The sequence below is a fragment of the Streptomyces sp. NPDC003327 genome, from assembly GCF_053589515.1.
The window spans coordinates 60,653-84,476 of record NZ_JBSFSA010000006.1; the positions used below are offsets into that span (position 1 = coordinate 60,653).

A 23,824-nucleotide genomic window follows, 5' to 3' on the forward strand; every position below is an offset into this window, starting at 1 on the left:
CCGCCGCGCCGCGCCCGCGCCGCCGGGCGCGCCCCGGCCACCGGGAGCGCCCCGGCCCGGTACGTCCGCCGCCCCCACGCCTCGTACACCCCCGTCCCGTACGCCCGTTCCCGCCCCCGCCTCCGTCGCCACATTCGTCCCGTCCCGCACGTCCCGCGTGCGCGTGCAGGCGGGCCGGTGGGGGCCGGGGCTCGGGGGCGGGAACGGGCGTACGGTCGACGGGACCGCCAACGACACCGCAGCCAAAAGGAGTTCACCGTGAACGATTGGCGGATCTACCGTGGTGCCGGGCTTCCGCACGACGAGATACAGCGGCTGCCCGCCCCGCCCCCCTGGCGCGACTTCTCCGCGGGCGGCGCCGACGACACCCTGGCCGGTTCCGACCGGCGGCTCGGCGTGCGCCGCAGGCTCGTCCAGAACCACCACCCGCGGCCCGCCGAGACCGACGCCGTCAACGCCGCGCTGTACCTGCGCCGCCCGCTCCTCGTGACCGGGAACCCCGGCACCGGAAAGTCCACCCTCGCGCACGCCGTCGCCCACGAGCTGCGGCTCGGCCGGGTGCTGAAGTGGCCCATCGTCAGCCGGTCGACGCTGCAGGACGGCCTCTACCGCTACGACGCCATCGGCCGCCTCCAGGACGTCCAGCTGGAGCGCGCCCTGCCGGGAGCGCCCGCCTCCGCCGCCGCGACGCCCGCCGGCATCGGCTCGTACATCCGGCTCGGCCCGCTCGGCACCGCGCTGCTCCCCGCCGAGCAGCCCCGCGTCCTGCTCATCGACGAGCTCGACAAGTGCGACCTCGACCTGCCGAACGACCTGCTGAACGCCTTGGAGGAGGGCGAGTTCGCCATTCCGGAGCTGGAGCGCATCGCCGACCGGGAGCCCGTCGTCGAGGTGCTCACCGACGACGGCCGCAAGGTCGCCGTGCAGGGCGGCCGGGTCCGCTGCACGACCTTCCCGTTCATCGTCCTCACCTCCAACGGCGAACGCGACTTCCCCGCCGCCCTGCTGCGCCGCTGCATCCGCCTGGAGCTCGAACCGCCCGGCGAGGAACAGCTCGGCGCCATGATCGCCGCCCACCTGGGGGCGGAGGCGGCGGCCGGCGAGGGCGAACAGGGGCTCGTCCAGCGCTTCCTGAACCGCGAACCCGGCGAGGTCATCGCCACCGACCAGCTGCTCAACGCGCTCTATCTGACCCAGCACACCTCCCGCGCCGAGCGGGTGACCCGGGAACGCATCGCGGACATGCTCATGCAGCCGCTCGATCAGCCGAGGTGAGGGCCGGATGCACCGGCATCTGGAGGAGCTGACCCGCAGACTGCGGGCCGGGGGCCAGGACCCGACGGCGGAGGACGTCGCGGACGCCCTCTGGCTCGCCCAGTGGCTGCCCGGCCGGTCCTCGGAGTCCCCGGAGGCGGACCCGCCGCCGGGGGCCGACGGCACCTTGGAGGGGCGCGATCCGGCCCGTGCCGGGGGCGAGGGCGAGCGGGACGAGGACGGCGTACGGGACGGGGGAAGCGGCGGTTCCCGCGAGGACGCGGCCGCGACCCTCACCACCCCCGGCGCCGCACCCGGAAGCCGCGAGTCCGTCTCCCTCCACATGAGGGCCGCGCTCACCGCCCGGCAGACGGGAGCGGCCACCCCGTCCGGCACCAGCACCCCCGGCACCGGCTCCGACGAGCGCGAGAGCCCCCGGGCCCGGCGCGGCGAGCGCGGCGCGAGCCTGCCCGTGCGCGCCCCCGGCGCCAACGCCCTCCCCGGCCTCCTCGACCTCCAGAAGGCCCTGCGCCCCCTGCGCGACTACGCCCTCGTCCCGCGCCGCCCCGACGACGGCGTCCTCGACGAGGAGGCCACCGCCGAGCGCAGCGCCACCGCCGGCGTCCTCACCCCCGTCCTGCGTCCCGCGCGGGGCCTGCGCCCCGACATCCAGCTCCTCATGGACACCGGCCCCGCCATGCTCGTCTGGAGCCGCATGGTCGAGGAGCTGCGCCAGGCCTGCCAGCAGTCCGGCGCCTTCCGCGACGTCCAGGTCCACCACCTGTACGACACGGGCGAAGGGCCCCCGCTCGTCACCACCACCTCAGGCGCCGACGGCAGGCCCCGGCTCCGCCCCGTCAACCAGCTCCACGACCCCACCGGCCGCCGCCTGACGCTCGTCGTCAGCGACTGCGTCGGCCCCCTCTGGCAGCGCGGCGCCGCCCAGCGGTTCCTGCGCCAGTGGCCCCGCCGCTCCCCGCTCGCCCTCGTCCAGCCCCTGCCGCCGCGCCTCTGGCCCCGCACCGCGCTCCCCGCCGAACCCGGCACCTTCCAGCGCCCCGCCGCCCCCGGCGGCCACACCCTCTTCCGCTCCGACGACGAACCGTGGGCCGCCCCCGACCCCGCCCGCCGGGCCGTCCCCGTCCTGACCCCCACCCCCGAGGCCTTCGCCTCCTGGGCCCGTCTGCACACCGGACACGGCGGCGGCTCCGTGCGCGGCTGGGCCGCGTGGCTCACCCCCGACCCGGCGGGCGCCCGCCCGGCCGGGCCGCCGCGCGCCCCCCGTGGCGACGAGGAACTGCTCCGGGCCTTCCGCGCCGGCGCCTCCCACGGCGCCCTCCACCTCGCCGTCCACCTGGCGGCCGCCCCGCTCACCCTGCCCGTCATGCAGCTCGTCCAGCGCGCGATGCTCCCCGACACGGGCCCGATGGAGCTGGCCGAGGTGCTCCTGAGCGGCCTGCTTCGCCGGCTGCCCGGCCCGACCCCGTACCCCTGCTTCACCTATCCGCCAGGCATCCAGCAGCACTTCCTCGCCTCCCTCGACCCCGGCGCCGCCGCCCTCGTCCTCAAGCACTGCTCCGCCTACGTGGAGCGGAACTTCGGCCAGGGCATGCGGAACTTCCCCGCCCTCGCCGCGGCCCGGCTCGCCGGTCAGGACACGGCCGCCGCCGACGCGCCGGTACGGCACGCGGGGGAGGGCCGCGGCGGGCGGGGCGTGACCGCCGTCCCCGAGGAGACCGACGGGCACCTCGTCCCCGAGAGCGCCGAGACCGAGCTCTTCGCCCGCATCCCCGCGCGCGTGCTGCGCTTCTACCACCCCGACCTCATCACCCCCGACCCGCTCACCGAGGCCCGCCGCCTCCTCGCCCAGGGGCGCGGCGACTCCGACCCCGCGCTCCTCGCGGGCGCCCGCGAACGGGCCGAGGCGGCCCTCCCCGACGAACCCGTCGAGGCCCGCATCCTCCTCGCCCGCATCCTGTACGCGGAGGCCGGCACCGCCGCCGCCCGGCGCACCGACCGGCGCCGCGAGCTGCTCACCCGCGCCGCCGACATCCTCGGGTACGCCGGAGAGCTGGCCCGCCCCGGCGACGACGCCTGGGCCGAGGCGCGGCTCGAACTCGCCGTCGTCCACCACGCGCTGTGGCGGGACAGCGACGAGCCCCGGCACCTCGACGCCGCCCTCGCGGCCCTCGCCGAGCCCGTCGGACGCTGGCCCGACACGGCCCGCCACACCCTCCACCTGCGGCGCGGACGGCTGCTCCTGGCGCGCGGGGACGGACCGGCGGCGGCCGAGGAGCTCACCGCCGCGCTCGCCGTACGGGAGAGCGCCGCCGCCCTCCTCGACCTGGCCGAGGCGCTCCGGCTCGCCGACGAGGAGCCCGGCCGGATCGGCCCCGTGCTCGACCGCGCCGAGCCCCTCATCGGCGACACGCCCGCCCTGCGGCTCCGCTTCACCACGGCCCGCGCCCGGCTGTACGACGCGGTGGGCGACGGGGCCGCGGCGGACGCGGCGTACGAGGAGGCGACCCTGCTCGCGCCCGCCGAGAGCGAGCAGCGCGGCCTGACCCTGCTGGCCTGGGGCCAGTCGCTGCTCGGCCGCGCCGCCGACGGCTCGGGCACGGCGCCCGTCGACCGGGCCGAAGGGGTGCTGCGCGAGGCGCTCACCCGGCTTCCGGCCGGTGCCCCCGACCGGGCCAGGGCGCGCACCCTGATCGGCAGCGTGCTCGCGCTCCGCTTCCACCGGGCCGGGTTCCTGCCCGACCTCTTCGAGAGCCGCCACCTCCTCGAACAGGCCGTCCGCGGCGCCCAGGAACCGGCCGCCCGCGCCGAGGCGTGGCTGCAACTGGGACGCGTGCGACTCGAGTTGTCCGAGGTCGCAAGGGACGGCCTGATCGGCGCCGCCCTCACCGCCTACCGCAACGCCGAGGAGGACGCCCGCACCGCGCACGGCGACGCCCCCGGCTCGGTGACCGGGGCGCGCGCCCTGCACGCGCAGGGCGCGGTGCTGCTCCTGATGGGCCGCAGGGAGGCCGCGCGGACCGCGCTCACCGCGGCCGCCGAGCGCTGGCGGAGGCTGACCGGCCATCTGGTGGAGGTGGACCGGGCGGACGTCGAGCGGACCGGCCGGCTCCTCGCCGAGGCGGAGCGGACGCCCGGCGGCCCGGCGGAGCGGGACCGGGCGGGGATCGCGCCGCCCTGGTGGGCCTGGCGTGACTCGGGCGGATGACTTGGGCGGATGACACGGGCGAGTGACCCGTACATGACCTTACGGACGAACGGCTTGATAACGGGGGCGCACATGGGCGCAGTTGAATCGAATGGGTTTCCGGTCTTCGGCCATCGGGAAGAACCGCAGCGCCGCTACGACCGTGGGGGACAGGCGCCGGTGAGGAGGAGCCGAGAGTGTTCGAGCACACGGGGTGGGCGACCGGCGTCGGCCGGGGCGCCGTCGGACCTCCGCATCTGCCCGCTCTCGCGGCCGTCGACCTGCGGACCCTGCGCGTCACGGACGACGCGGCCCTCGGCGAGGCCGTCGAGCGCGTCCTGCGCCGCCCCGCCGACCTCATCGCCTCCTGGCCCGAGGACACCTCGGCCGGCTGAGCGACCCCCGTCCCCGCACCCTGCGGCCGCCGCCACCCGGACCACCGCCCGCCGCGGTGCGGAAACCCGACCCACCCCGGGCACGGCTGCCGTCGCCGCCCGGACCGCCCGGCAGGCAGCCACCACCCCGCCCCGCGCCAGACGCCGCCGCGCCCGACTCCGGGCGAGGAGCCGGGAGTGATCGCCGGGCCGCCGCGGGCCGAGGCGTTCGCCGCGCTGGCCGCCACCCGGCCCGCGCCGGCCGGGGCCGCCTTCCTGCGGGCCGGACTGCACGCCCGCCGGCTCCTGTTGCTCAAGGCCCTCCTCGTCCGCGTCCGCCGCGACCGGGACGCCGTCGACGCCGACACCCTGCGCGGCTTCGAGCGCGCCTGGAACCTCCTCGAGCGGACCGAGCGGCGCCGCCCCGCGCTCGTGCGCGACGTCCTCGACTACCCCACCACCGGCGCCTGGCTGGCCGCCGCGCTCACCGCGCCCCCCGGCCCCGCCCTCGACCGCCACCTCGCCCGCCTCGACCTGGTCGCCGCCACCGCCGCCGTACGGGCGGGGCGGCCGCTCGACCTGCTGACCCCGGCACCCGACGGGGTCCTGTCGCTGCCCGGCGTCGGCTCGGTCCTGCTGCCCCCCGGCCCCGCACGCATCACCTCGCGCGCCCGGGTCGTCCGCGTCCGGGCCGAGGGCGCGCCCGGCGCCCCCGCCGCCCTGCTGCGGGTCCTCGACGACCGCACCGGGGCCGTCGGCGGCAGCGGACCCGGCTGGCACGCACTGCGCTCCCTGCCCGGCGGCGCCGCCCGCCTCGAGGACCTGGACCCCTACCGGGTTCCGCCCGGCGGCGTCGGGACCCCCGCGCGCGTGGCCGCCGACCGGGCCGACGTCGACCCCGCCGCCTGGGCGCGGCACTGGCGCGCCGCCCGCGAGCTGCTGCGGCGCACCGACCCGGCGCGGGCCGCCGAGGTCGGGCGGACCGTCGACGCGCTCGTACCGCTGCGCCCGCAGGGACGCCGCTCCGTCGGCGCCACCCTCAGCGCCGCCCCCGGCGCCGTCCTGATGACCCCCTCGGCCGGGGCCTGCGACATGGCGGAGACCCTCGTCCACGAACTCCACCACAGCAAGCTCTCCACCCTCCACGAACTCGTCCCGCTCTACCGGGCGGAGACCACCGGGCTCTACCGCGTGGGCTGGCGCGCCGACGAGCGGCCGGTCGCCGGAGTCCTCCAAGGCGCCTACGCGCACCTGGCGCTGGCCGACCTGTGGCGGCGGGCGGTGGACGCCCCGGGTGCGCCCCGGCCGTGGCGCTCGCGCGCCGCGCAGCAGTTCGACCATGTCCACGATCAGGTGGGCGAGGCGCTCGCGATGCTGCTTGAATCCGATGAACTGACCAACGCCGGGAAGGAGTTCGCCCGGCACATGAGGCGGGTCCATGCGAGCCTCGGCACGAGCCCCCGGGCATGTGGGTAACACTGTGCCCACGGCACATGACACTGCGTTGCGCGCGAGCGGGACGGGAGACGTACAGATGGCGGAACAGCGGTCGGGCGGAGGCGCGGAGAGCCACGGCGGCAGGGCCGCGCCCCCTCACGTCCTCGTGGTCTTCCCCGGATACCACCGGCCCTGGGCGGCCTGGCTCCACCAGCGCCTCGAAGCCCACGGCGTGCGCGCCACGCTCCAGCGCTGGGACCCGCCCCGCGAGGTCCCCCTGGAGGACTCCCTCGGCGACCTCCTCCTCGCCCGCGGCCAGGTCCTCCTCGTCCTCAACGACTGGTTCTTCGAACTCGGCCCCCGCCCCGCCGGCGAATGGAACGACGTCCTGCGCGGCTTCGTCGCCGCCAACGCCGACCGGTTCGCCGCCGTCAACCTCACCAACCGCACCCTGCTGCCCGCCACCGCCGTCCTGGAACCCGTCAGCCTCTGGGGAGTCGGCGAGGAGGAGGCCGAGGCCCGGCTGCTCGCCCGGCTCGGGATCGAACCCCGCCGCACCGCCGGCCGCCGCATCCCCGCGGGCGCCGCCGCCCGCTACCCGGACACGCCGCCCGAGATCTGGGGCGACGTCCCCCGCCGCAACCCCCGCTTCACCGGCCGCGACGACCTCCTCACCGAGCTCCAGGAACGGCTCATGGACGCCGAGCGCGGCAACGCCGCCTGCACCCTGCTCGGCATGTCCGGCATCGGCAAGACCCAGATCGCCGCCGAGTACGCCCACCGCTTCAGCCCCGACTACGACGTCATCTGGTGGGTCAGCTCCGACGACCGCAACGTCCAGCGCGACCGCTTCGGCGAACTCGCCGTCGAACTCGCCCTGCCCACCGGCAACGAGCCCGGCGAACGGATCCGCGCCGTCCGCGAGGCCCTCCGCCGCGGCGACCCGCACAGCCGCTGGCTCGTCGTCTTCGACGGCTGGGACGCCACCGAGGGCATCGACGTCATGCTGCCGCAGGGCCCCGGCCACGTCCTCATCACCTCCCGCAACCGCGCCTGGCGCGAGCACACCGACGTCCTCGAAGTCCCCAGCTTCGACCGCTCGGAGTCCACCGGCTACCTGATGCGCCGCGCCCCGCACATCAGCGCGGGCGAGGCCGACGAGGTCGCCGCCGAGTTCGGAGACGTACCCCTGCCGCTCGTCCAGGCCGCCGCCTGGCTCGGCGAGTCCGGTATGGAGGCCCCCGAGTACCTCCGCATGGTCCGCGAGGGACGGCTCTCCACCGTCGACGAGCCCGGCGCGGGCGACGGCATGCCCAACGCCTCCCTCACCTCCTGGTCGATACTGATCAACCGGCTCCGCCGCGCCCAGCCGCAGACCATCGACATCCTCAGCCTCTGCGCCTCCTTCGCCCCCGGCCGCATCCCGCTCGGCATCGTCCGCGCCTACCCCCAGGCCCCCCTCCCCGACGACCTGCGCTGGATGACCACCGACCTGCCGGCCTGGACCCGCGCCCTCGACACCCTCGTCAACTACTCGGTCCTGACCCGCGAGACCCGCGGACCCGTCACCGGCGACGACGCGGGCCCCCACCAGGAGTCGATCCACATGCACCGGCTGGTGCACGACATCGTCTCCCGCCTCACGGACGGCGAGCACCGCGACGCCCACCGCAAGGCCGTCCGCGTCCTCCTCGCCGAGGCCGACCCCGGCAACCCGGCCGACAGCCGCCAGTGGCCCCGCTACTCCGAACTCCTGCCGCACCTGGAGCCCTCCGGCGCCCTGCGCAGCACCGACCCGCGCATCCAGGTCGCCGTCCTCAACTGCCTGCGCTACTGCGAGCGCAGCGGCGAGTACAAGGCCGGGATGCGCCTCGGCCGCCGCATCCGCGAGCAGTGGACCGCCTTCATGGACCCGCTCGCCCCCCACATGCAGCAACTGACCACCCTCGAAGGCGACATCATGCGCCGGTACGGGCGGTTCCGCGAGGCGTACGACCTCGACCTCGCCCAGCGCGACCGGCTCGCCGCCGCCGCCACGCGGGACCCGCTCGGCGAGCTCCAGACCAACATCTCCATCGCCCGCGACCTGCGCTTCCTCGGCCAGTACCGGGAGTCGGAGGAGCTCCAGCGCGACGTCCTCGCCAAGGCCAGGAACCTCCTCGGCGAAGCCCAGTCCCTCACCCTGGGCGCCCGCCACAACCTCGGCGTCGTCCTGCGCATGCTCGGCCGCTACCAGGAGGCGTACGAGCAGGACGTCGACACCCTGTCCCGCTGCGAGGCCGCGCTGCCGCCCCGTCACGGCTCCACCCTCAACTCCAACAACGCCGTCGCGCAGGACCTCCGGCTCCTCGGCCGCTACCGCGAGGCCCTCGGCCGCCAGGAAGCCAACGTCAAGCTCCACGTGTCGGTCCTCGGGCCCCAGCACCTCCACACCCTCTACGCCCGCAGTCAGCTCGCGCTCTGCCGCCGCCGCGAGGGAGGCGGCCAGCAGGACATCGGCGCCATGATGGCCGGCGTCCTCGAACACCTCGAACAGGCCTACGGGCGCGACCACTACGTCACCCTGTCCGCCGTCACCAACTACGCCAACTTCCTGCGCGAACACGGCGACCTCGACCTCGCGCGCACGCTGATCACCGAGGCGGAGGCCGGCTACCGGGCCCTCCTCGGCCCCGCCCACCCCGTCTCCACCGGCGTCCTCGCCAACAGCGCCCTCGTCATGCAGGCGTCCGGCGAACGGACCGCGGCCATGACCATGCTGGAGTCCGCGCTCGCCGGACTGACCGCCACCCTCGGCCCCGACCATCCGTGGGTCCTCGGCTGCGCCCTCAACGCCACCGCCGCCCGCAACTTCAACGGCCGGGTGGCCGACGCCGCCGAACTCAGCCGCGACACCCTCCGCAGGGCCCGCCACGTCATGGGCCACGAGCACCCGCTGACCCTCTCCTGTCAGGTCGCGCTCGCCACCGACCTGCGCGGCCTGCGCGAGAACGAGGAGGCCGCGAAGCTGGAGGAGGACGCCCTGCTCACCCTCACCCGCACGCTCGGCGTCCAGCACCCGCACACCCTGGCGGCGCGCCAGCGCAACCGCCCGTACTGGGACTTCGAAGCCAACCTCTGAGCCGTACGGACCCCTGGGCGCGGGCCCCGGAGCCGTACGGGACGCGGAACGCCGGAGGCCCGGCACCCCCTCGGGGTGCCGGGCCTCCGCACGCGGTACGGGGTCAGGCGTCGAAGACCTCGTTGACCAGCTGCTGCTGCTCCGCCTGGTGGCGCTTGGCCGAGCCGACCGCCGGGGAGGAGGAGTGCGGACGCGAGATCCTGCGCAGGCGCTCGCCCGCCGGGATGTCCGCGCCGACCGCCAGGTCGAGGTGGTCGATCAGGTTGAGCGCGATGAACGGCCAGGCACCCTGGTTCGCCGGCTCCTCCTGCGCCCAGATGTACTTCGCGGCGTTCGGGTACTTGGCGATCTCGGCCTGCAGCTCGGCACCCGGCAGCGGGTACAGGCGCTCCAGACGGATGATCGCGGTCTCCTTGTCACCGCGCTTCTGCCGCTCGGCCTCCAGGTCGTAGTAGACCTTGCCGGCGCAGAAGACGACCTTGCGGACGTCGGCCGCGTCGACCGTCGAGTCGCCGATCACCGGGCGGAAGCCGCCGGTGGTGAACTCCTCCACCGAGGAGGCCGCGGCCTTCAGGCGCAGCATCGACTTCGGGGTGAAGACGATGAGCGGCTTGTGGTGCGGGTTGTGCACCTGCCAGCGCAGGAGGTGGAAGTAGTTCGACGGCAGCGTCGGCATGGCGACCGTCATGTTGTCCTGGGCGCACATCTGGAGGAAGCGCTCGGGGCGCGCGGACGAGTGGTCCGGGCCCTGGCCCTCGTAGCCGTGCGGCAGGAGCAGCGTGACGCCGGAGGTCTGGCCCCACTTCTGCTCGGCGGAGGAGATGAACTCGTCGACGACGGTCTGCGCGCCGTTGACGAAGTCGCCGAACTGGGCCTCCCAGACGACCAGGGAGTCCGGGCGGGCCAGCGAGTAGCCGTACTCGAAGCCCATCGCCGCGTACTCGCTGAGCAGCGAGTCGTAGACGTTGTAGTGGGCCTGGTCCTCGGTCAGGTAGAGCAGCGGCGTGTAGTCCTCGCCGGTCTCCTGGTCCACGAGCACCGCGTGGCGCTGCCCGAAGGTGCCGCGGCGGGAGTCCTGGCCCGACAGGCGGACCGGGGTGCCCTCCATCAGCAGGGAGCCGATGGCGAGGGTCTCGCCGAAGCCCCAGTCGATGGTGCCGTCGTCGATGGAGGCGGCACGGCGCTGCATCTGCGGCAGCAGACGCGGGTGGACCGTGATCCGCTCCGGGACGTTGACCTGCGACTCGGCGATCCGCTTCACGACCTCCTGGGAGACCGCGGTGGTGACGGCGACCGGGAACTCGGCCTGCGCGTCCGGCACGGTGGCGGACGCCGGGGCGGCGGTGGCCTCACGGACCTCCGCGAACACCTTCTCCAGCTGGCCCTGGAAGTCCTGGAGCGCCTGCTCCGCCTCTTCGAGGGTGATGTCGCCGCGACCGATGAGCGACTCGGTGTAGAGCTTGCGCACCGAGCGCTTCTTGTCGATCAGGTTGTACATCTGCGGGTTGGTGAACTGCGGGTTGTCGCCCTCGTTGTGACCGCGGCGGCGGTAGCAGATGAGGTCGATGACGACGTCCTTGTTGAACGTCTGGCGGAACTCGAAGGCGAGCCGCGCGACGCGGACGACGGCCTCCGGGTCGTCGCCGTTCACGTGGAAGATCGGCGCCTCGATCATGCGGGCCACGTCGGTCGCGTACATCGAGGAACGCGACGACTCCGGGGCGGCGGTGAAGCCGACCTGGTTGTTGATGACGATGTGGACCGTGCCGCCCGTGCGGTAGCCGCGCAGCTGCGACATGTTCAGGGTCTCGGCCACGACGCCCTGGCCCGCGAAGGCCGCGTCGCCGTGCAGGGCGACCGGCAGGACGGTGAAGTCCGTGCCGCCCTTGTTGATGATGTCCTGCTTGGCGCGGACGACGCCCTCCAGGACCGGGTCGACCGCCTCCAGGTGGGAGGGGTTGGCGACCAGGGAGACCTTGATCTCCTCGCCGTCGAGGCCGGTGAAGATGCCCTCGGCGCCCAGGTGGTACTTGACGTCGCCGGAGCCGTGCATCGACTTCGGGTCGAGGTTGCCCTCGAACTCGCGGAAGATCTGCGCGTACGACTTGCCGACGATGTTCGCGAGGACGTTGAGGCGGCCGCGGTGGGCCATGCCGATGACGACCTCGTCGAGGCGCGACTCGGCGGCCGAGTCGATGACCGCGTCGAGCAGCGGGATGACGGACTCGCCGCCCTCCAGGGAGAAGCGCTTCTGGCCGACGTACTTCGTCTGCAGGAAGGTCTCGAAGGCCTCCGCCGCGTTCAGGCGGCGCAGGATGCGCAGCTGCTCCTCGCGCTCCACGCGGGCGTGCGGGCGCTCCACGCGGTCCTGGATCCACTTGCGCTGCTTCGGGTCCTGGATGTGCATGAACTCGATGCCGGTGGTGCGGCAGTACGAGTCGCGGAGCACGCCGAGGATGTCGCGGAGCTTCATCATCGACTTGCCGGCGAAGCCGCCGACCGCGAACTCTCGCTCCAGGTCCCACAGGGTGAGGCCGTGCTCGGTGATGTCCAGGTCGGGGTGCTTGCGCTGCTTGTACTCCAGCGGGTCGGTGTCGGCCATGACGTGGCCGCGGACCCGGTAGGAGTGGATCAGCTCGAAGACGCGGGCGGCCTTCGTGACGTCGTCGTCGTGCGAGGCGTCGATGTCCTTGAGCCAGCGGACCGGCTCGTAGGGGATGCGCAGCGACTTGAAGACGTCGTCGTAGAAGCCGTCCTCGCCGAGGAGGAAGTTGGCGACGATGCGCAGGAACTCGCCGGAGGCGGCGCCCTGGATGACCCGGTGGTCGTAGGTCGAGGTCAGGGTCATGACCTTGGAGATGCCCAGCTTGTTCAGGGTGTCCTGGGAGGTGCCCTGGAACTCGGCCGGGTAGTCCATCGAGCCGACGCCCATGATGACCGACTGACCGGGCATCAGACGCGGCACGGAGTGGACGGTGCCGAGGCCGCCGGGGTTGGTCAGGGAGACCGTGACGCCGGAGAAGTCCTCCATCGTCAGCTTGCCCACGCGGGCGCGCTTGACGATGTCCTCGTACGCCTGCCAGAACTCGAAGAAGTTGAGCGTCTCGGCCTTCTTGATGCCCGCGACGACGAGCTGGCGGTCGCCGTTCGGCTTCACCAGGTCGATGGCGAGACCGAAGTTGACGTGCTCCGGCTTGACCAGGGTCGGCTTGCCGTCCTTCTCCGCGAAGGAGTAGTTCATCGACGGCATGGCCTTGATCGCCTGCACCATCGCGTAGCCGATGAGGTGCGTGAAGGAGATCTTCCCGCCCCGGGCGCGCTTCAGGTGGTTGTTGATGACGATCCGGTTGTCGAAGAGCAGCTTCACCGGGACGGCGCGGACGGACGTGGCCGTCGGCATCTCCAGCGAGAGGTTCATGTTCTTCGCGACCGCGGCGGCGGGGCCGCGCAGCGTGACCAGCTCGGGGCCCGCGGGGGCCTCGGTGGCGGGCGCGGCGGCCGGCTTGGCCTGGGCGGGAGCCGGGGCCGGGGCGGCCTTCGCGGCGGCGGGCGCCGCGGCGGGCTTCGCCGGAGCGGGAGCCGGAGCCGGGGCGGCGGCGGCCGGGGCGGCGGCCGGGGCGGGCACGGCGGCCGGAGCGGCAGGCGCGGCCTGTGCGGGGCCCGTCTGCGTCACGGCCGGTGCGGCGCTCTGAGTGGGAGCCTGGGCGGCCGGGGTCTCCGACGCTCCGGGCTTGTAGTCGGCGAAGAAGTCCCACCAGGCACGATCGACCGAATTCGGGTCCTGGAGGTACTGCTGGTAGATCTCGTCGACGAGCCACTCATTGGCACCGAAGGCGGTCGCGGGGCTCTTGCCCGCCCCGTCTTGGTCGGTCGGGGAGCTCGGGGTACTGGGGGACTGAGACGACACGGCGGCAACCGCCCTCTTCCGCTTCACAAGGTGATGGACAGCGGAAATAAAGGCTACGCCTGTCCGGCCGGGAGGTGCAGGCCAGGCACTCCAACGTCGCGCAAGTCACACTTGACGAGGTGTTTCGGAGCTGTGAATGGCGGGAAACAACCCTGGTTTCGCGGCTGTGAGGGTACGGAAAAGCGCGGCTACGGCCCCCTTCGGCCGCATCCCTGATCACGTCCTGCCTACCTGCACGCAGAACGTGCGCTTCCGGTTCGAACCCTACGTCAATCCCGCAGGGGAAGGCTGCCCGGAAGAGTGACGCGTATGCGGCACCCGCGTGAAGATTCGGCCACTCCGATCCCGCCACCGTGCAGATCCACGGCCCAGCGGGCGATGGCCAGCCCCAGCCCCGTGCCGCCGTCGCTCCCCGGCCCCGCCTGGTTCGGCACCGCGCCCCGGTTGAAGCGCTGGAAGACCGTGTCCCGCTCCGACTCCGGAATGCCGGGGCCCTCGTCCTCCACCACCAGCTCCAGCGAGTCCGGATACGGGCCGCGCCGGGCGAGCACCGTCACCCGGCCGTGCGGCGGCGAGTGCTTCACGGCGTTGTCGATCAGGTTCGCCATCACCTGGTGCAGCCGCTCCGGGTCCGCGTGCGCGGTCAGCTCGGGCGGCGACACGTCCAGGTGCAGATGCACGTCCGTCCGCCGGTGCAGCCCCGAGGTGGACGAGAGCCCGCGCTGGGACGCGGCGAGGTTCGCCTCCCGCAGCACGCCCGAGAGGTACGGCCAGACCTCGAAACGGCGCGCCCTGAGCGTGACGACACCGTTGTCCAGGCGCGACAGGTCCAGCAGCGTCTCCACCAGCCGGCCGAGCCGCTCCGTCTGTTTCAGCGCCGAGCGCATGGTCTCGGGATCGGCCTCGGACACCCCGTCCACCACGTTCTCCAGCACGGCCCTGAGCGCGGCGATCGGCGTGCGCAGCTCGTGCGAGACGTTCGCCACCAGCTCCTTGCGGTGCCGGTCGACGGCCTCCAGGTCGTCCGCCATGCGGTTGATCGTCGAGGCGAGGGCCCCGAGCTCGTCACGGCGGTCCGCGCCCCGCACCCGGCGGCTGAAGTCGCCGCGCGAGATCGACCCCGCCACCGTGGTCATCTCGTCGAGCGGCGCCGTCAGGGACTGCGCCACGAACTGGGTGATCAGCAGGGTCGCGATCATCGCGAAGATCGTGATGTACCGGAACTCGGTGGAGGTCCGGATCGCGACCAGGGCCAGGCAGGAGGTCAGCAGGACCGCCCCGACGACCAGGGCGCCCAGCTTGGTCTTGATCGAGATCACGAGCCGGCGCCGCCGCCCGGAGGCCGGCGCGCCGCCGCTCCTCGTCCTCCCGCCCCGTCCGCCCCGTCCGCCCCGTCCGCCCGGCCGCCTCACGGTGCGGGGGTCTCCAGCGCGTACCCGACGCCGTGGACCGTACGGATGCGCTCGGCGCCGATCTTCCGGCGCAGCGCCTTGATGTGCGAGTCCACGGTCCGGGTGCCGGAGGCGTCCGCCCAGTCCCACACCTCGGCGAGGAGCTGCTCGCGGGAGAGGACCGCGCGCGGGGTGTTCGCCAGGCAGACCAGCAGGTCGAACTCGGTCGGCGTCAGGTGCACGTCCTCGGACCGCACGCGCACCCGGCGCTGCGCGTGGTCGATCTCCAGCTCGCCCAGGCGCAGGATGCCGCTGCGCGGGGTGACCGCCGCGAGGGCGGCCCGCTCCACGCGGCGCAGCAGCACGTGCACCCGGGCGGCGAGCTCGCGCATCGAGAACGGCTTCGTCATGTAGTCGTCCGCGCCGACGCCGAGGCCGACCAGCATGTCCGTCTCGTCGTCACGCGCGGTGAGCATCAGGACGGGAACCGGGCGCTGCGCCTGGACCCGGCGGCAGACCTCCAGGCCGTCGAAGCCGGGGAGCATGACGTCCAGGACCATCAGGTCCGGCTGCCAGGCCTCGGCGGCGTCCACGGCCGCCGGGCCGTCGGTGGCGGTCTGCACGAGGAAGCCCTCGGCGCGCAGGCGGGCGGAGATGGCTTCCACGATCGTGGTGTCGTCCTCGACGACGAGCACCCTCCGCTGGGCCCCCGGAGTGGCCGCACCCTGGTGAGTGGTGTGTGTCTGCTCCATTGCCCCGCCTCGCGTCGCCGATGTCGGTGCAGCAGCCTAGAGGTACCGGCCGCGTCCCGGCTACGCAGGCCGGACGGCGAGGTGGACCACGTCGGGGACGCCCCGGGCAACCGGGACCTCTTCGGTCCGTACCCCGCTGAATCCGGCATTCCGCAATGACTCTTCGAAATCGGCGGAGGGCCGGGCCGACCAGACGGCGAGCACGCCGCCGGGGTTCAGCCGCTCCATGCAGGCGGCCAACCCCTCGGCCCCGTAGAGGGATTCGTTGTCCCTGGTGACCGTCCAGTCCGGGCCGTTGTCGATGTCCAGACAGAGCGCGTCGTAGTGGTCGGGGGAGGTGCGGAGGTACTCCACGAGGTCCGTGTGCAGGATCACGGTCCGCTCGTCGGCGAGCGCCGCCCCGGAGATCGCGGCCAGCGGTCCCTGCCGGTGCCAGTCGACGATGGCCTCCTCGCGCTCGGCGACGACGATCCGCCCCCAGCGCCGGTCGAGCGCGGCGTGCGCCAGCGAGAAGCCGACCCCGAGGCCGCCGATGAGCAGCGAGGCCCCCGGCCGGGCCGCCTCGGGCAGCGCGGCCATCGCGGCGTCCACGAGCAGCCGCTCCGAGCGCCCGTCGGAGGTGTCCATCAGGAACGTGCCGTTGGCGATGATCTCGAAGTGGTCGGCGCGCCTGCGCAGCACCACCTCTCCGTACGGTCCCTCGCGGCGGTCGAGGGTGACGGGGCTGGACATCAGGTTGCACTCCGCTCTCGTCTCGGCAGCTGGGCTCCCATCCTGGCGGGGGGACGCGGGCCGGGACAAACGGGTTGCGGGGCGCGCGGCGGTCACGGGGAGGTCGGCGGGCCGCCTTCCGGGAGGGCGTCGAGGACGCGCCGGAGGGCGGGCGGGACGGAGCCGTCCCGGGCGATCACGAGGCGGTCGCCGTACGTGACGGCGTACTGGAACCCGTCGCGGACCGGCTCGTCGGCCGGGCGGTCGGGCACGCGCGCGAACGCCGGGTCCTCCAGGGCGGCGCGCAGGGCCGCCGTCCCGGCGGGCGCGACCCGGCCGGTCTTCCGGTCGGGGCGGCCGGGGGAGGAGAGCGTCCAGGTGCCGTCGTGGCGGACGACGAGCGTGTTGCGGACGCCCGCGAAGCCGCCGGTGACGGTGACCTCGACGAGGACGTCCTCGCTCCGGGGCGCGTCGGTGGCGGTGGCCGGGGGCGTCGGGGTGGCCGTCCCGGACGGGCTCGCGGCCGTCGGTGTCGGGACCGGCCCCGTCCGGGAGGTGCTCGGGCTCGGGCTCGCGGGGGGTGCTTCCTGGGCCGCCTCCCCGCAGCCGGCGGACCCGGCCGTCAGGGCCGCCGAGAGGAGCAGGACGCCGATCCACCGTCCCCGTACCGCATGCGTCATGGACCGAGCATGCACCTCCGCGAGGCTCTCCGCAGCGGGACGCTCAGTTCTCCGCCCGGACGATTCCGGTGATCCGGCAGCGGTAGCGCCAGTCGAGCGAGCCGTAGAGCGCGAGGCCGTCGCTGGTCGCCGCGAGGATCCCGGTGGTGGCGCCGGCCCGCGCGGCGGCCGCCTCCAGGGTGCGCATGACGTGGGCGCCGAGGCCGCGCCGCCGGTGGGCGGGGTCGGTCTCGATCTGGTCGGCGACGGCGGTGGCGCCGGTCGGGGCGATCTGCCCGCGCGCGGCGAGGGTCCCGTCGGGGGCGAGGACGCGGACCCGGACGACGCCGTCGCGCACCTCGGTCGTCGAGGCGTACCCCTCGGGCGGGGCCGGGCGGGCGCCCGCGGCGAGCGGCTTGGTCATCATGAAGCCGGGGTCGTCGGGGACCGTCCAGTCGGCGGTGATCCAGGGCGCGACCTCCTCCGGCGGGGCCATCACCTTGAGCCAGGCGTACGGCTCGGTGATCGCGGCGCACAGGTGCCCCACGGAGGCCGCGTCCGGGTGGGGCAGCACGTGGCGGAAGACGTGCCGGGGCTGTCCGACCGCGATGCGGTAGCCCCAGGGGCGGGGCTCGGCGGGCGGGGTGCCCCGGGAGGCCGTCCAGCCCGCGACCCAGGCCGAAGTAATAGCTGAAATATCCATGTAGCTATTACATCCACAGGTGGGCGCCGCAGGGAGAAGTGATCGCTCAGAGCGAACAGGCCCGGGGGAACAATCCTCGGCTCACGTGCATTGAGTCGGTACAGCTCAACTTGACTGCCGAAGGGGAGATCATGGCTTCTGAGTCCATGGCGTCCGCGCCGCTGACACTGCCCGTGCTGCCGCTCGACGACGAGGTCGTGCTGCCCGGCATGGTCGTGCCGCTGGACCTGTCCGACAACGAGGTGCGGGCCGCCGTCGAGGCCGCGCAGGCCGCCGCCCGTCCCGGCGCGGGGAAGCCCCGCGTGCTGCTCGTGCCCCGCGTCGACGGCACCTACGCCGCCACCGGCGTCCTCGGCACCGTCGAGCAGGTCGGCCGCCTCGCCGACGGCGACCCCGGCGCCCTCGTGCGCGGTCGCGGGCGGGTGCGGATCGGCGCCGGGACCACCGGCCCCGGCGGCGCGCTCTGGGTGGAGGGGAGCGCGGTCGAGGAGACCGTGCCCGACCCGCTGCCCGGCTCCGTCGCCGAGCTGGTCAAGGAGTACAAGGCGCTCGCCACCAGCTGGCTCAGGAAGCGCGGCGCCTGGCAGGTCGTCGACCGCGTCCAGCAGATCGAGGGCGTCGGCGCCCTCGCCGACAACTCCGGCTACTCTCCCTTCCTCTCCGTCGAGCAGAAGGTCGCGCTCCTGGAGACCGCCGACCCGGTCGCCCGCCTCAAGCTCGCCACCGCCCAGCTCCGCGAGCACCTCGCCGAGCAGGAGGTCGCCGAGACCATCGCCAAGGACGTCCAGGAGGGCGTCGACAAGCAGCAGCGCGAGTTCCTGCTCCGCCGCCAGCTCGACGCCGTCCGCAAGGAGCTGCGCGAGCTGAACGGCGAGTCGGAGGGTGACGAGTCCGACGACTACCGCGCCCGGGTGGAGGCCGCCGACCTGCCCGAGAAGGTGCGCGAGGCCGCCCTCAAGGAGGTCGAGAAGCTGGAGCGGTCCAGCGACCAGTCCCCGGAGGGCTCCTGGATCCGCACCTGGCTCGACACCGTCCTCGAACTGCCCTGGAACGAGCGGACCGAGGACCGGTACGACATCCCGGGCGCCCAGGCGGTCTTGGACGCCGAGCACGCGGGCCTGGAGGACGTGAAGGAGCGCATCACCGAGTACCTGGCGGTGCGCAAGCGGCGCGCCGAGCGCGGCCTCGGGGTCGTCGGCGGCCGTCGCGGCGGCGCGGTCCTCGCGCTCGTCGGCCCGCCCGGCGTCGGCAAGACCTCGCTCGGCGAGTCCGTCGCCCACGCCATGGGCCGGAAGTTCGTGCGGGTCGCCCTCGGCGGCGTACGGGACGAGGCGGAGATCCGCGGCCACCGGCGCACCTACGTGGGCGCGCTGCCCGGCCGGATCGTGCGGGCGATCAAGGAGGCCGGGTCCATGAACCCGGTGGTCCTCCTGGACGAGATCGACAAGGTCGGCTCCGACTTCCGGGGCGACCCGGCGGCGGCGCTCCTCGAAGTCCTCGACCCGGCGCAGAACCACACCTTCCGCGACCACTACCTGGAGGTCGAGCTCGACCTCTCCGACGTGGTCTTCCTCGCCACCGCCAACGTCCTGGAGGCGATCCCGGAGGCCCTGCTCGACCGCATGGAGCTGGTCAGGCTCGACGGCTACACCGAGGACGAGAAGGTCGTCATCGCCCGAGACCACCTGCTGCCGAGGCAGCTGGAGCGGGCTGGCCTGGAGTCCGGCGAGGTCGTCCTGGAGGAGGCGTCGCTGCGGAAGCTGGCCGGGGAGTACACCCGCGAGGCCGGGGTCCGCACCCTGGAGCGGTCGATCGCCCGGCTGCTGCGCAAGGTCGCGGCCCAGCACGAACTGGGCGACCGGGAGCTGCCGTTCACGGTCGGCCCCGACGACCTGCGGGAGCTGATCGGCCGGCCGCACCACGTGCCGGAGTCCGCGCAGGACCCCGCCGAGCGGCGGACGGCGGTGCCCGGTGTCGCCACCGGCCTCGCCGTGACCGGCGCGGGCGGCGACGTCCTCTTCGTGGAGGCGTCCCTGGCCGACCCGGAGACCGGTGCGGCCGGGCTGACCCTCACCGGTCAGCTGGGCGACGTCATGAAGGAGTCCGCGCAGATCGCGCTCTCCTTCCTCCGCTCGCACGGCGCGGAGCTGGAGCTGCCCGTCACCGGCCTGAAGGACCGGGGCGTGCACATCCACTTCCCGGCGGGCGCGGTCCCGAAGGACGGTCCGAGCGCGGGCATCACGATGACGACCGCGCTGGCCTCGCTCCTGAGCGGCCGCCAGGTCCGCACGGACGTGGCCATGACCGGCGAGGTCTCCCTCACCGGGCGGGTCCTGCCCATCGGCGGCGTGAAGCAGAAGCTGCTCGCCGCGCACCGGGCGGGCATCACCACGGTGGTGATCCCCAAGCGGAACGAGGCGGACCTGGACGACGTCCCGGCCGAGATCCTGGAGAAGCTGGAGGTCCACCCGGTGACGGACGTCCGGCAGGTCCTGGAGATCGCCCTGTCCCCGGCGGAGGTGCCGGTGGGCGCGGCGGCCTGACGTTCCTCGCGCGCTCACGGCGGCGGGGCGCCTTCCTCACGGAGGGCGCCCCGCCGCCGTCGTGCGAATGCCTAGAGAGTGGGGCGGCGGCGGCCCAGGAGGAGGGTGCCACCGCCGAAGGCGGCCAGGGCGGCCCCGCCCGCGAGGGCGAGGGGCAGCGGGGAGCCGGGGGCCTCGGCGCCCTCCGAGGAGAGGACCGGGGGCCGCTCGTCGCCGCCGTGCCCGGCGTGGCTCACGGTGGAGAGCTCCGTGCCCGCCGCGATCTCGGCCTCGCTCGGCGCCTCGGCGGCCTCGGCGGCCTCGGCGGCCCCGGCGGCCCCGGTCGCCGAGGCACCGCCGAAGGTGACGTCCGAGCAGCTGTAGAACGCCTCGGGGCTGTCGCTGCGCTGCCAGACCTTGTAGACGACGTGACGGCCGGTGCGGGCCGGCAGGGTGCCCGTGAAGGCGTAGTGGCCGTCGGTGGCGGTGCGGGTCGTGGCGTACACGGCGACGGGGGTCGCGTCGAGGTCCGACCACTTCAGGGGCTGCGTGGGGTCGTAGCCCTGCTTGGTGAGGTAGACGGTCATGGTGCCCTGGTGCGGCGCGGTGACCCGGACCCTGAAGTCGAAGGAGCCCGCGGCGACCGGCGTCGCCGGCCAGTCGGTCCTGGCCCAGTCCAGGGCACGGTACTTCTCGCGGTTGGCCGAGCAGAGCCTGCCGTCGGGGATGAGCGCCCGGTGCTTGCCGTCCGCGTGGGCGATGTTGACCTCGTTCCAGTCGTACAGCGGCTGGGTTCCGGAGTCGGCGACGAGGTCCTTGCAGACCTGGGAGTCGGGGGACTCGGGCCCCTCGGCGTAACAGGCGGCGATCCGGCTGACGGGGTTGAAGACGGCTCCGTGGGCGCTCGCGGCGGTGGGCGTGAGGGCGACGAGCGCGGTGGCCGCGGACAGGGCGGCGACGCCGGCGGCGGTGCGGCGGTGGGACCTCATGGGCGGGCTCTCTCTCGTGCGTGGGGGAGTACGGGACGAGCGGTGAGGACAACGGGCGGCGCGGGCAGGGGAGTTGAGCCCGGGTCCGACCGCCGTAGAGCCTCGCATTGGTCCATACCAATGGGCAAGGGGGTGGGTGGAAAAAGCCGCGCGGCGCCCGCCCGGGTGCCGCCGCACCCGGGAGACCGCCGCACGGGGACGGAGGGCCTCAGCCGTTCGCGAGCGCCTGGACCCGCGAGTAGTCGCCGTTGAAGTGGTTGTGGTCGCCGACCGTCGGGCCCGTCGACGTGTACTGCCACATCGTGTAGTACGGCCAGCCCGCCGGGAGTTCGCCGACCTCGGAGGCGTACCGCGCGATCCACAGCGGGTTGGTGGTGGCGAAGCCGGAGTAGTTGCCGGTGCACTGCTTCCACCAGCTCGTGGCGGTGTAGATCACCGGGTCGCGGCCGGTGCGGTACTTATAGCGGTTCACGAAGTCCCGGATCCAGGCGACCATCCCGGACTGCGTCTTGCCGTAGCAGGTCGCGCCGTACGGGTTCCACTCCATGTCGAGCGCGCCGGGCAGGGTCTTGCCGTCCCTCGACCAGCCGCCGCCGTTGTTCACGAAGTAGTCGGCCTGGGCCGCGCCCGACGCGGTGTCCGGGGTGGCGAAGTGGTACGTGCCCCGGATCATGCCGACGTCGTACGAGCCGTTGTACTGCTGCGTGAAGTACGTGTTCTTGTAGTACGTGCCCTCCGTGGCCTTGACGTAGGCCCACCGGACGCCGCTGTTCCACAGCGTGGACCAGGCCACGTTCCCCTGGTGGCCGGAGACGTCCACGCCCTCCGTCTGGACGGCCTGGACCGAGACGCCGCCGGGCCTTCCGCCCTGGCCGTCGTGCTTGATCACACCCATGCCCATGTACGCGGAGCCGCGGGCGGGGGCGGCGGAGGGAGCGGCGGCGGACCCGGTGCCGGCCGTGCCGGCCGCGCCTGCCGGGGAGGAGAGGGCGAGGGGCAGGAGGAGGGCCAGGGTCGCGAGCGCGGCGCCGGCGAGGGACTTTCCGGATCTGTGCACGGACATTGCGTGCCTCCGAAAGGCTCGGTGGGGAGTCGATGAGGAGTCGGCGGGGAGCGTGACCGGCAGTCCTGGTGTGGACATGTCAGCAACGACGACGCTACGCACGTAGACCCGTCCGTGGAAGAGGGGCCGGGTGCCGCCGTTGGTCTACTCCTGCGAAATACTGGGGGAGCTGCGGCGATGGCCGCGCCCGGAAGAAACTTTCAGCGACCGGAAAGCGCGCGAGGGGTGCTGACGTGCACGGAAGCGGTACGGGGAGGGAAGGCGGGGCCGGCACCGGAAGTGGTGTGGACCGTGAGTTCCTCGCCCTCGAACGCGAACTGGCGGTCTTCCTGCGGCGCGCCCGCGCCCAGTCCGGCGAGATGGCCCGCGAGGTCCACCCCGAACTGGAGCCCGCCGCCTACGGACTCTTCGTCCGCCTCGACGAGGCGGGACCCCAGCGCGCCACCGAACTCTCCGCGTACTTCGGCGTCGGCAAGGCGACCATGAGCCGCCAGCTCCGTGCCCTGGAGCAGCTCGGCCTCGTCGCCCGCGATCCGGACCCCGCCGACGGCCGCGCCTCGCTCGTCCGGCTCACCGAGGAGGGCCGGAACCGCTTCCGGCACGTCCGCGACGCCCGCCGGGAGCGCTACGTCCGCAAGCTCGTCGCCTGGGATCGGGCCGAGGTCGCCGAGCTGGCCCGGCTCCTCCACCAGTTCAACGTGCGCTCCGAGGGCTGACGGGCCGGGCGGGACCGGGCGACCGGGGGCCGCCGGGCCGCACCGGCCCCTCACAGCTCGACGTACACCGCCGTCGCGTCGTCGTGCGGCTTCCCGCGCCGCTCCCCGCGCACCGGAGCGCCCTCCGCCTCCAGGTCGCGGACCCGGCGCAGCAGCCCGTACGCCCCCTCCTTCCGCAGCACCCCGACGCAGTCGCCCCAGTCGCCCGCGCCGAACCGCTCCACCCAGCGGCTCGCCCCGTCGCTCAGCGCCGCCAGCGACCGGACCCGCGCCCTCGGGGTCGTACCGGTCACCGCCCGCTCCGCGACCGCCGGGTCGGCGGCCGCCGTGAAGAAGCCGCCCTCCCGGTTCCGCAGCCGGTCCGTCGCCGCCACCGAGCGCAGCACCTCGTCCGGCACCCGGTCGAGCCGGTCGTCGAGCACCGCCCGTACGCTCCCGTCCGGGGCCTCCAGGAGGAGCGCCGCGTCCGACAGGACGAGATGCTCGACGACGCGGTCGTCCCACCGCGCGAAGGCCACCGTCGCCTGGGGCGTGCGCACGTGAGAAAGGTCACAGGTCCCGCGGTGGGCGTCCGCGGTGCGCCGGATTGCCGCCGCCAGGATCCCGGTGAGCGGCATCTCGGGCCGGGAAGCGGACAGTTCGGTCAAAGCCCCGCCCAGTCGGGCGGTGAACCACGGGACCGTGTGCACACAACCGTCATCACCGACGGGCGGAGTGACGCCGTCGAGCACGACGACCGTCCCTCCCCGGCCCGAGACGGGCAGGGCAGCGGCTGCCCAGTCCTCGTTGGGGCGTTCGGGACTGCCGGGAAGGGTGGCCACCTCGCTGCGCATGCCGTCCAGTGTGCCCGGGCCGGAACGGCCCCTTCACGACACCTCCCCACAGCCGGAAAAGGCCTGTACCAACCCCGCGCGCGCGAGACGCGGGGCGGAAGCGGCGGCTCCGGCCGACTGCGGGCGGGCATACTGCCAAAGCCCGCGCGGAAGATCCAACCGGGGCCCCCGCGCGGCCCGTCCCGCG

At 74.1% G+C, this 23,824-nt stretch carries 16 protein-coding genes; 7 read left to right on the forward strand and 9 right to left on the reverse strand.

Translation table 11 applies throughout. The features are described from left to right. Positions 1-258 precede the first annotated feature (258 nt). The 5 genes from ACWDVG_RS07645 (at position 259) to fxsT (ending at position 9,391) form a co-directional block, all read left to right on the forward strand. Entirely contained in the window at positions 259-1,275 is a 1,017-nt protein-coding gene (locus tag ACWDVG_RS07645; RefSeq protein WP_451697126.1) for an AAA family ATPase, read from the forward strand. 7 nt (positions 1,276-1,282) lie between these two features. Then, complete coding sequence (locus ACWDVG_RS07650) at positions 1,283-4,480, forward strand: SAV_2336 N-terminal domain-related protein (RefSeq protein ID WP_451697129.1); 3,198 nt, start codon at positions 1,283-1,285, stop codon at positions 4,478-4,480. A 176-nt stretch (positions 4,481-4,656) separates the two neighbouring features. Continuing rightward, positions 4,657-4,854, forward strand: a complete 198-nt coding sequence (locus ACWDVG_RS07655; protein ID WP_451697131.1) for a hypothetical protein — start codon at positions 4,657-4,659, stop codon at positions 4,852-4,854. 177 nt (positions 4,855-5,031) lie between these two features. Continuing rightward, a complete protein-coding gene (locus ACWDVG_RS07660; RefSeq protein WP_451697133.1) occupies positions 5,032-6,309 on the forward strand; it encodes an aKG-HExxH-type peptide beta-hydroxylase in 1,278 nt (425 codons plus the stop codon). Positions 6,310-6,367: 58 nt separating this feature from the next. Continuing rightward, on the forward strand, positions 6,368-9,391 hold the full coding sequence (gene fxsT / locus ACWDVG_RS07665) for an FxSxx-COOH system tetratricopeptide repeat protein (protein ID WP_451697135.1): 3,024 nt from the start codon (positions 6,368-6,370) through the stop codon (positions 9,389-9,391). Between the two features lie 103 nt (positions 9,392-9,494). Here the strand turns inward: fxsT and ACWDVG_RS07670 are convergent, their stop codons facing one another. The 6 genes from ACWDVG_RS07670 to ACWDVG_RS07695 all read right to left on the reverse strand — a co-directional run bounded on the left by ACWDVG_RS07670 (position 9,495) and on the right by ACWDVG_RS07695 (position 17,514). Further along, positions 9,495-13,298 (reverse strand): multifunctional oxoglutarate decarboxylase/oxoglutarate dehydrogenase thiamine pyrophosphate-binding subunit/dihydrolipoyllysine-residue succinyltransferase subunit, encoded by a 3,804-nt coding sequence (locus ACWDVG_RS07670; protein ID WP_451697137.1) that lies wholly within the window; start codon positions 13,296-13,298, stop codon positions 9,495-9,497. 269 nt (positions 13,299-13,567) lie between these two features. Beyond that, positions 13,568-14,617 carry a HAMP domain-containing sensor histidine kinase gene (locus ACWDVG_RS07675; protein ID WP_451697139.1) on the reverse strand — a complete coding sequence of 350 codons (1,050 nt, stop codon included), beginning with the start codon at positions 14,615-14,617 and terminating at the stop codon, positions 13,568-13,570. A gap of 89 nt (positions 14,618-14,706) precedes the next feature. Beyond that, positions 14,707-15,441, reverse strand: a complete 735-nt coding sequence (locus ACWDVG_RS07680; protein WP_451697141.1) for a response regulator transcription factor — start codon at positions 15,439-15,441, stop codon at positions 14,707-14,709. Between the two features lie 60 nt (positions 15,442-15,501). Further along, complete coding sequence (locus ACWDVG_RS07685) at positions 15,502-16,173, reverse strand: spermidine synthase (RefSeq protein WP_451697142.1); 672 nt, start codon at positions 16,171-16,173, stop codon at positions 15,502-15,504. A gap of 92 nt (positions 16,174-16,265) precedes the next feature. Further along, the gene (locus tag ACWDVG_RS07690; protein ID WP_451697144.1) at positions 16,266-16,832 is read right to left on the reverse strand and encodes a hypothetical protein; all 567 of its coding nucleotides are present in this window, start codon (positions 16,830-16,832) and stop codon (positions 16,266-16,268) included. 43 nt (positions 16,833-16,875) lie between these two features. Beyond that, entirely contained in the window at positions 16,876-17,514 is a 639-nt protein-coding gene (locus ACWDVG_RS07695) for a GNAT family N-acetyltransferase (RefSeq protein WP_451697146.1), read from the reverse strand. A 131-nt stretch (positions 17,515-17,645) separates the two neighbouring features. Here ACWDVG_RS07695 and lon point away from each other — a divergent pair, with 131 nt between their 5' ends. Beyond that, entirely contained in the window at positions 17,646-20,057 is a 2,412-nt protein-coding gene (lon, locus tag ACWDVG_RS07700; RefSeq protein ID WP_451697147.1) for an endopeptidase La, read from the forward strand. A 71-nt stretch (positions 20,058-20,128) separates the two neighbouring features. On the opposite strand, the gene ACWDVG_RS07705 is transcribed toward lon, so the two are convergent. Then, the gene (locus ACWDVG_RS07705) at positions 20,129-21,025 is read right to left on the reverse strand and encodes a lytic polysaccharide monooxygenase auxiliary activity family 9 protein (protein ID WP_451697149.1); all 897 of its coding nucleotides are present in this window, start codon (positions 21,023-21,025) and stop codon (positions 20,129-20,131) included. Positions 21,026-21,233: 208 nt separating this feature from the next. Next, on the reverse strand, positions 21,234-22,088 hold the full coding sequence (locus tag ACWDVG_RS07710; RefSeq protein WP_451697151.1) for a lysozyme: 855 nt from the start codon (positions 22,086-22,088) through the stop codon (positions 21,234-21,236). A gap of 233 nt (positions 22,089-22,321) precedes the next feature. Here ACWDVG_RS07710 and ACWDVG_RS07715 point away from each other — a divergent pair, with 233 nt between their 5' ends. Next, a complete protein-coding gene (locus ACWDVG_RS07715; RefSeq protein ID WP_451697153.1) occupies positions 22,322-22,804 on the forward strand; it encodes a MarR family winged helix-turn-helix transcriptional regulator in 483 nt (160 codons plus the stop codon). A gap of 50 nt (positions 22,805-22,854) precedes the next feature. Here ACWDVG_RS07715 and ACWDVG_RS07720 read toward each other — a convergent pair whose 3' ends face one another. After that, positions 22,855-23,637, reverse strand: coding sequence for a hypothetical protein (locus tag ACWDVG_RS07720; RefSeq protein WP_451697155.1), 783 nt, complete (start codon positions 23,635-23,637; stop codon positions 22,855-22,857). Positions 23,638-23,824 lie beyond the last annotated feature (187 nt).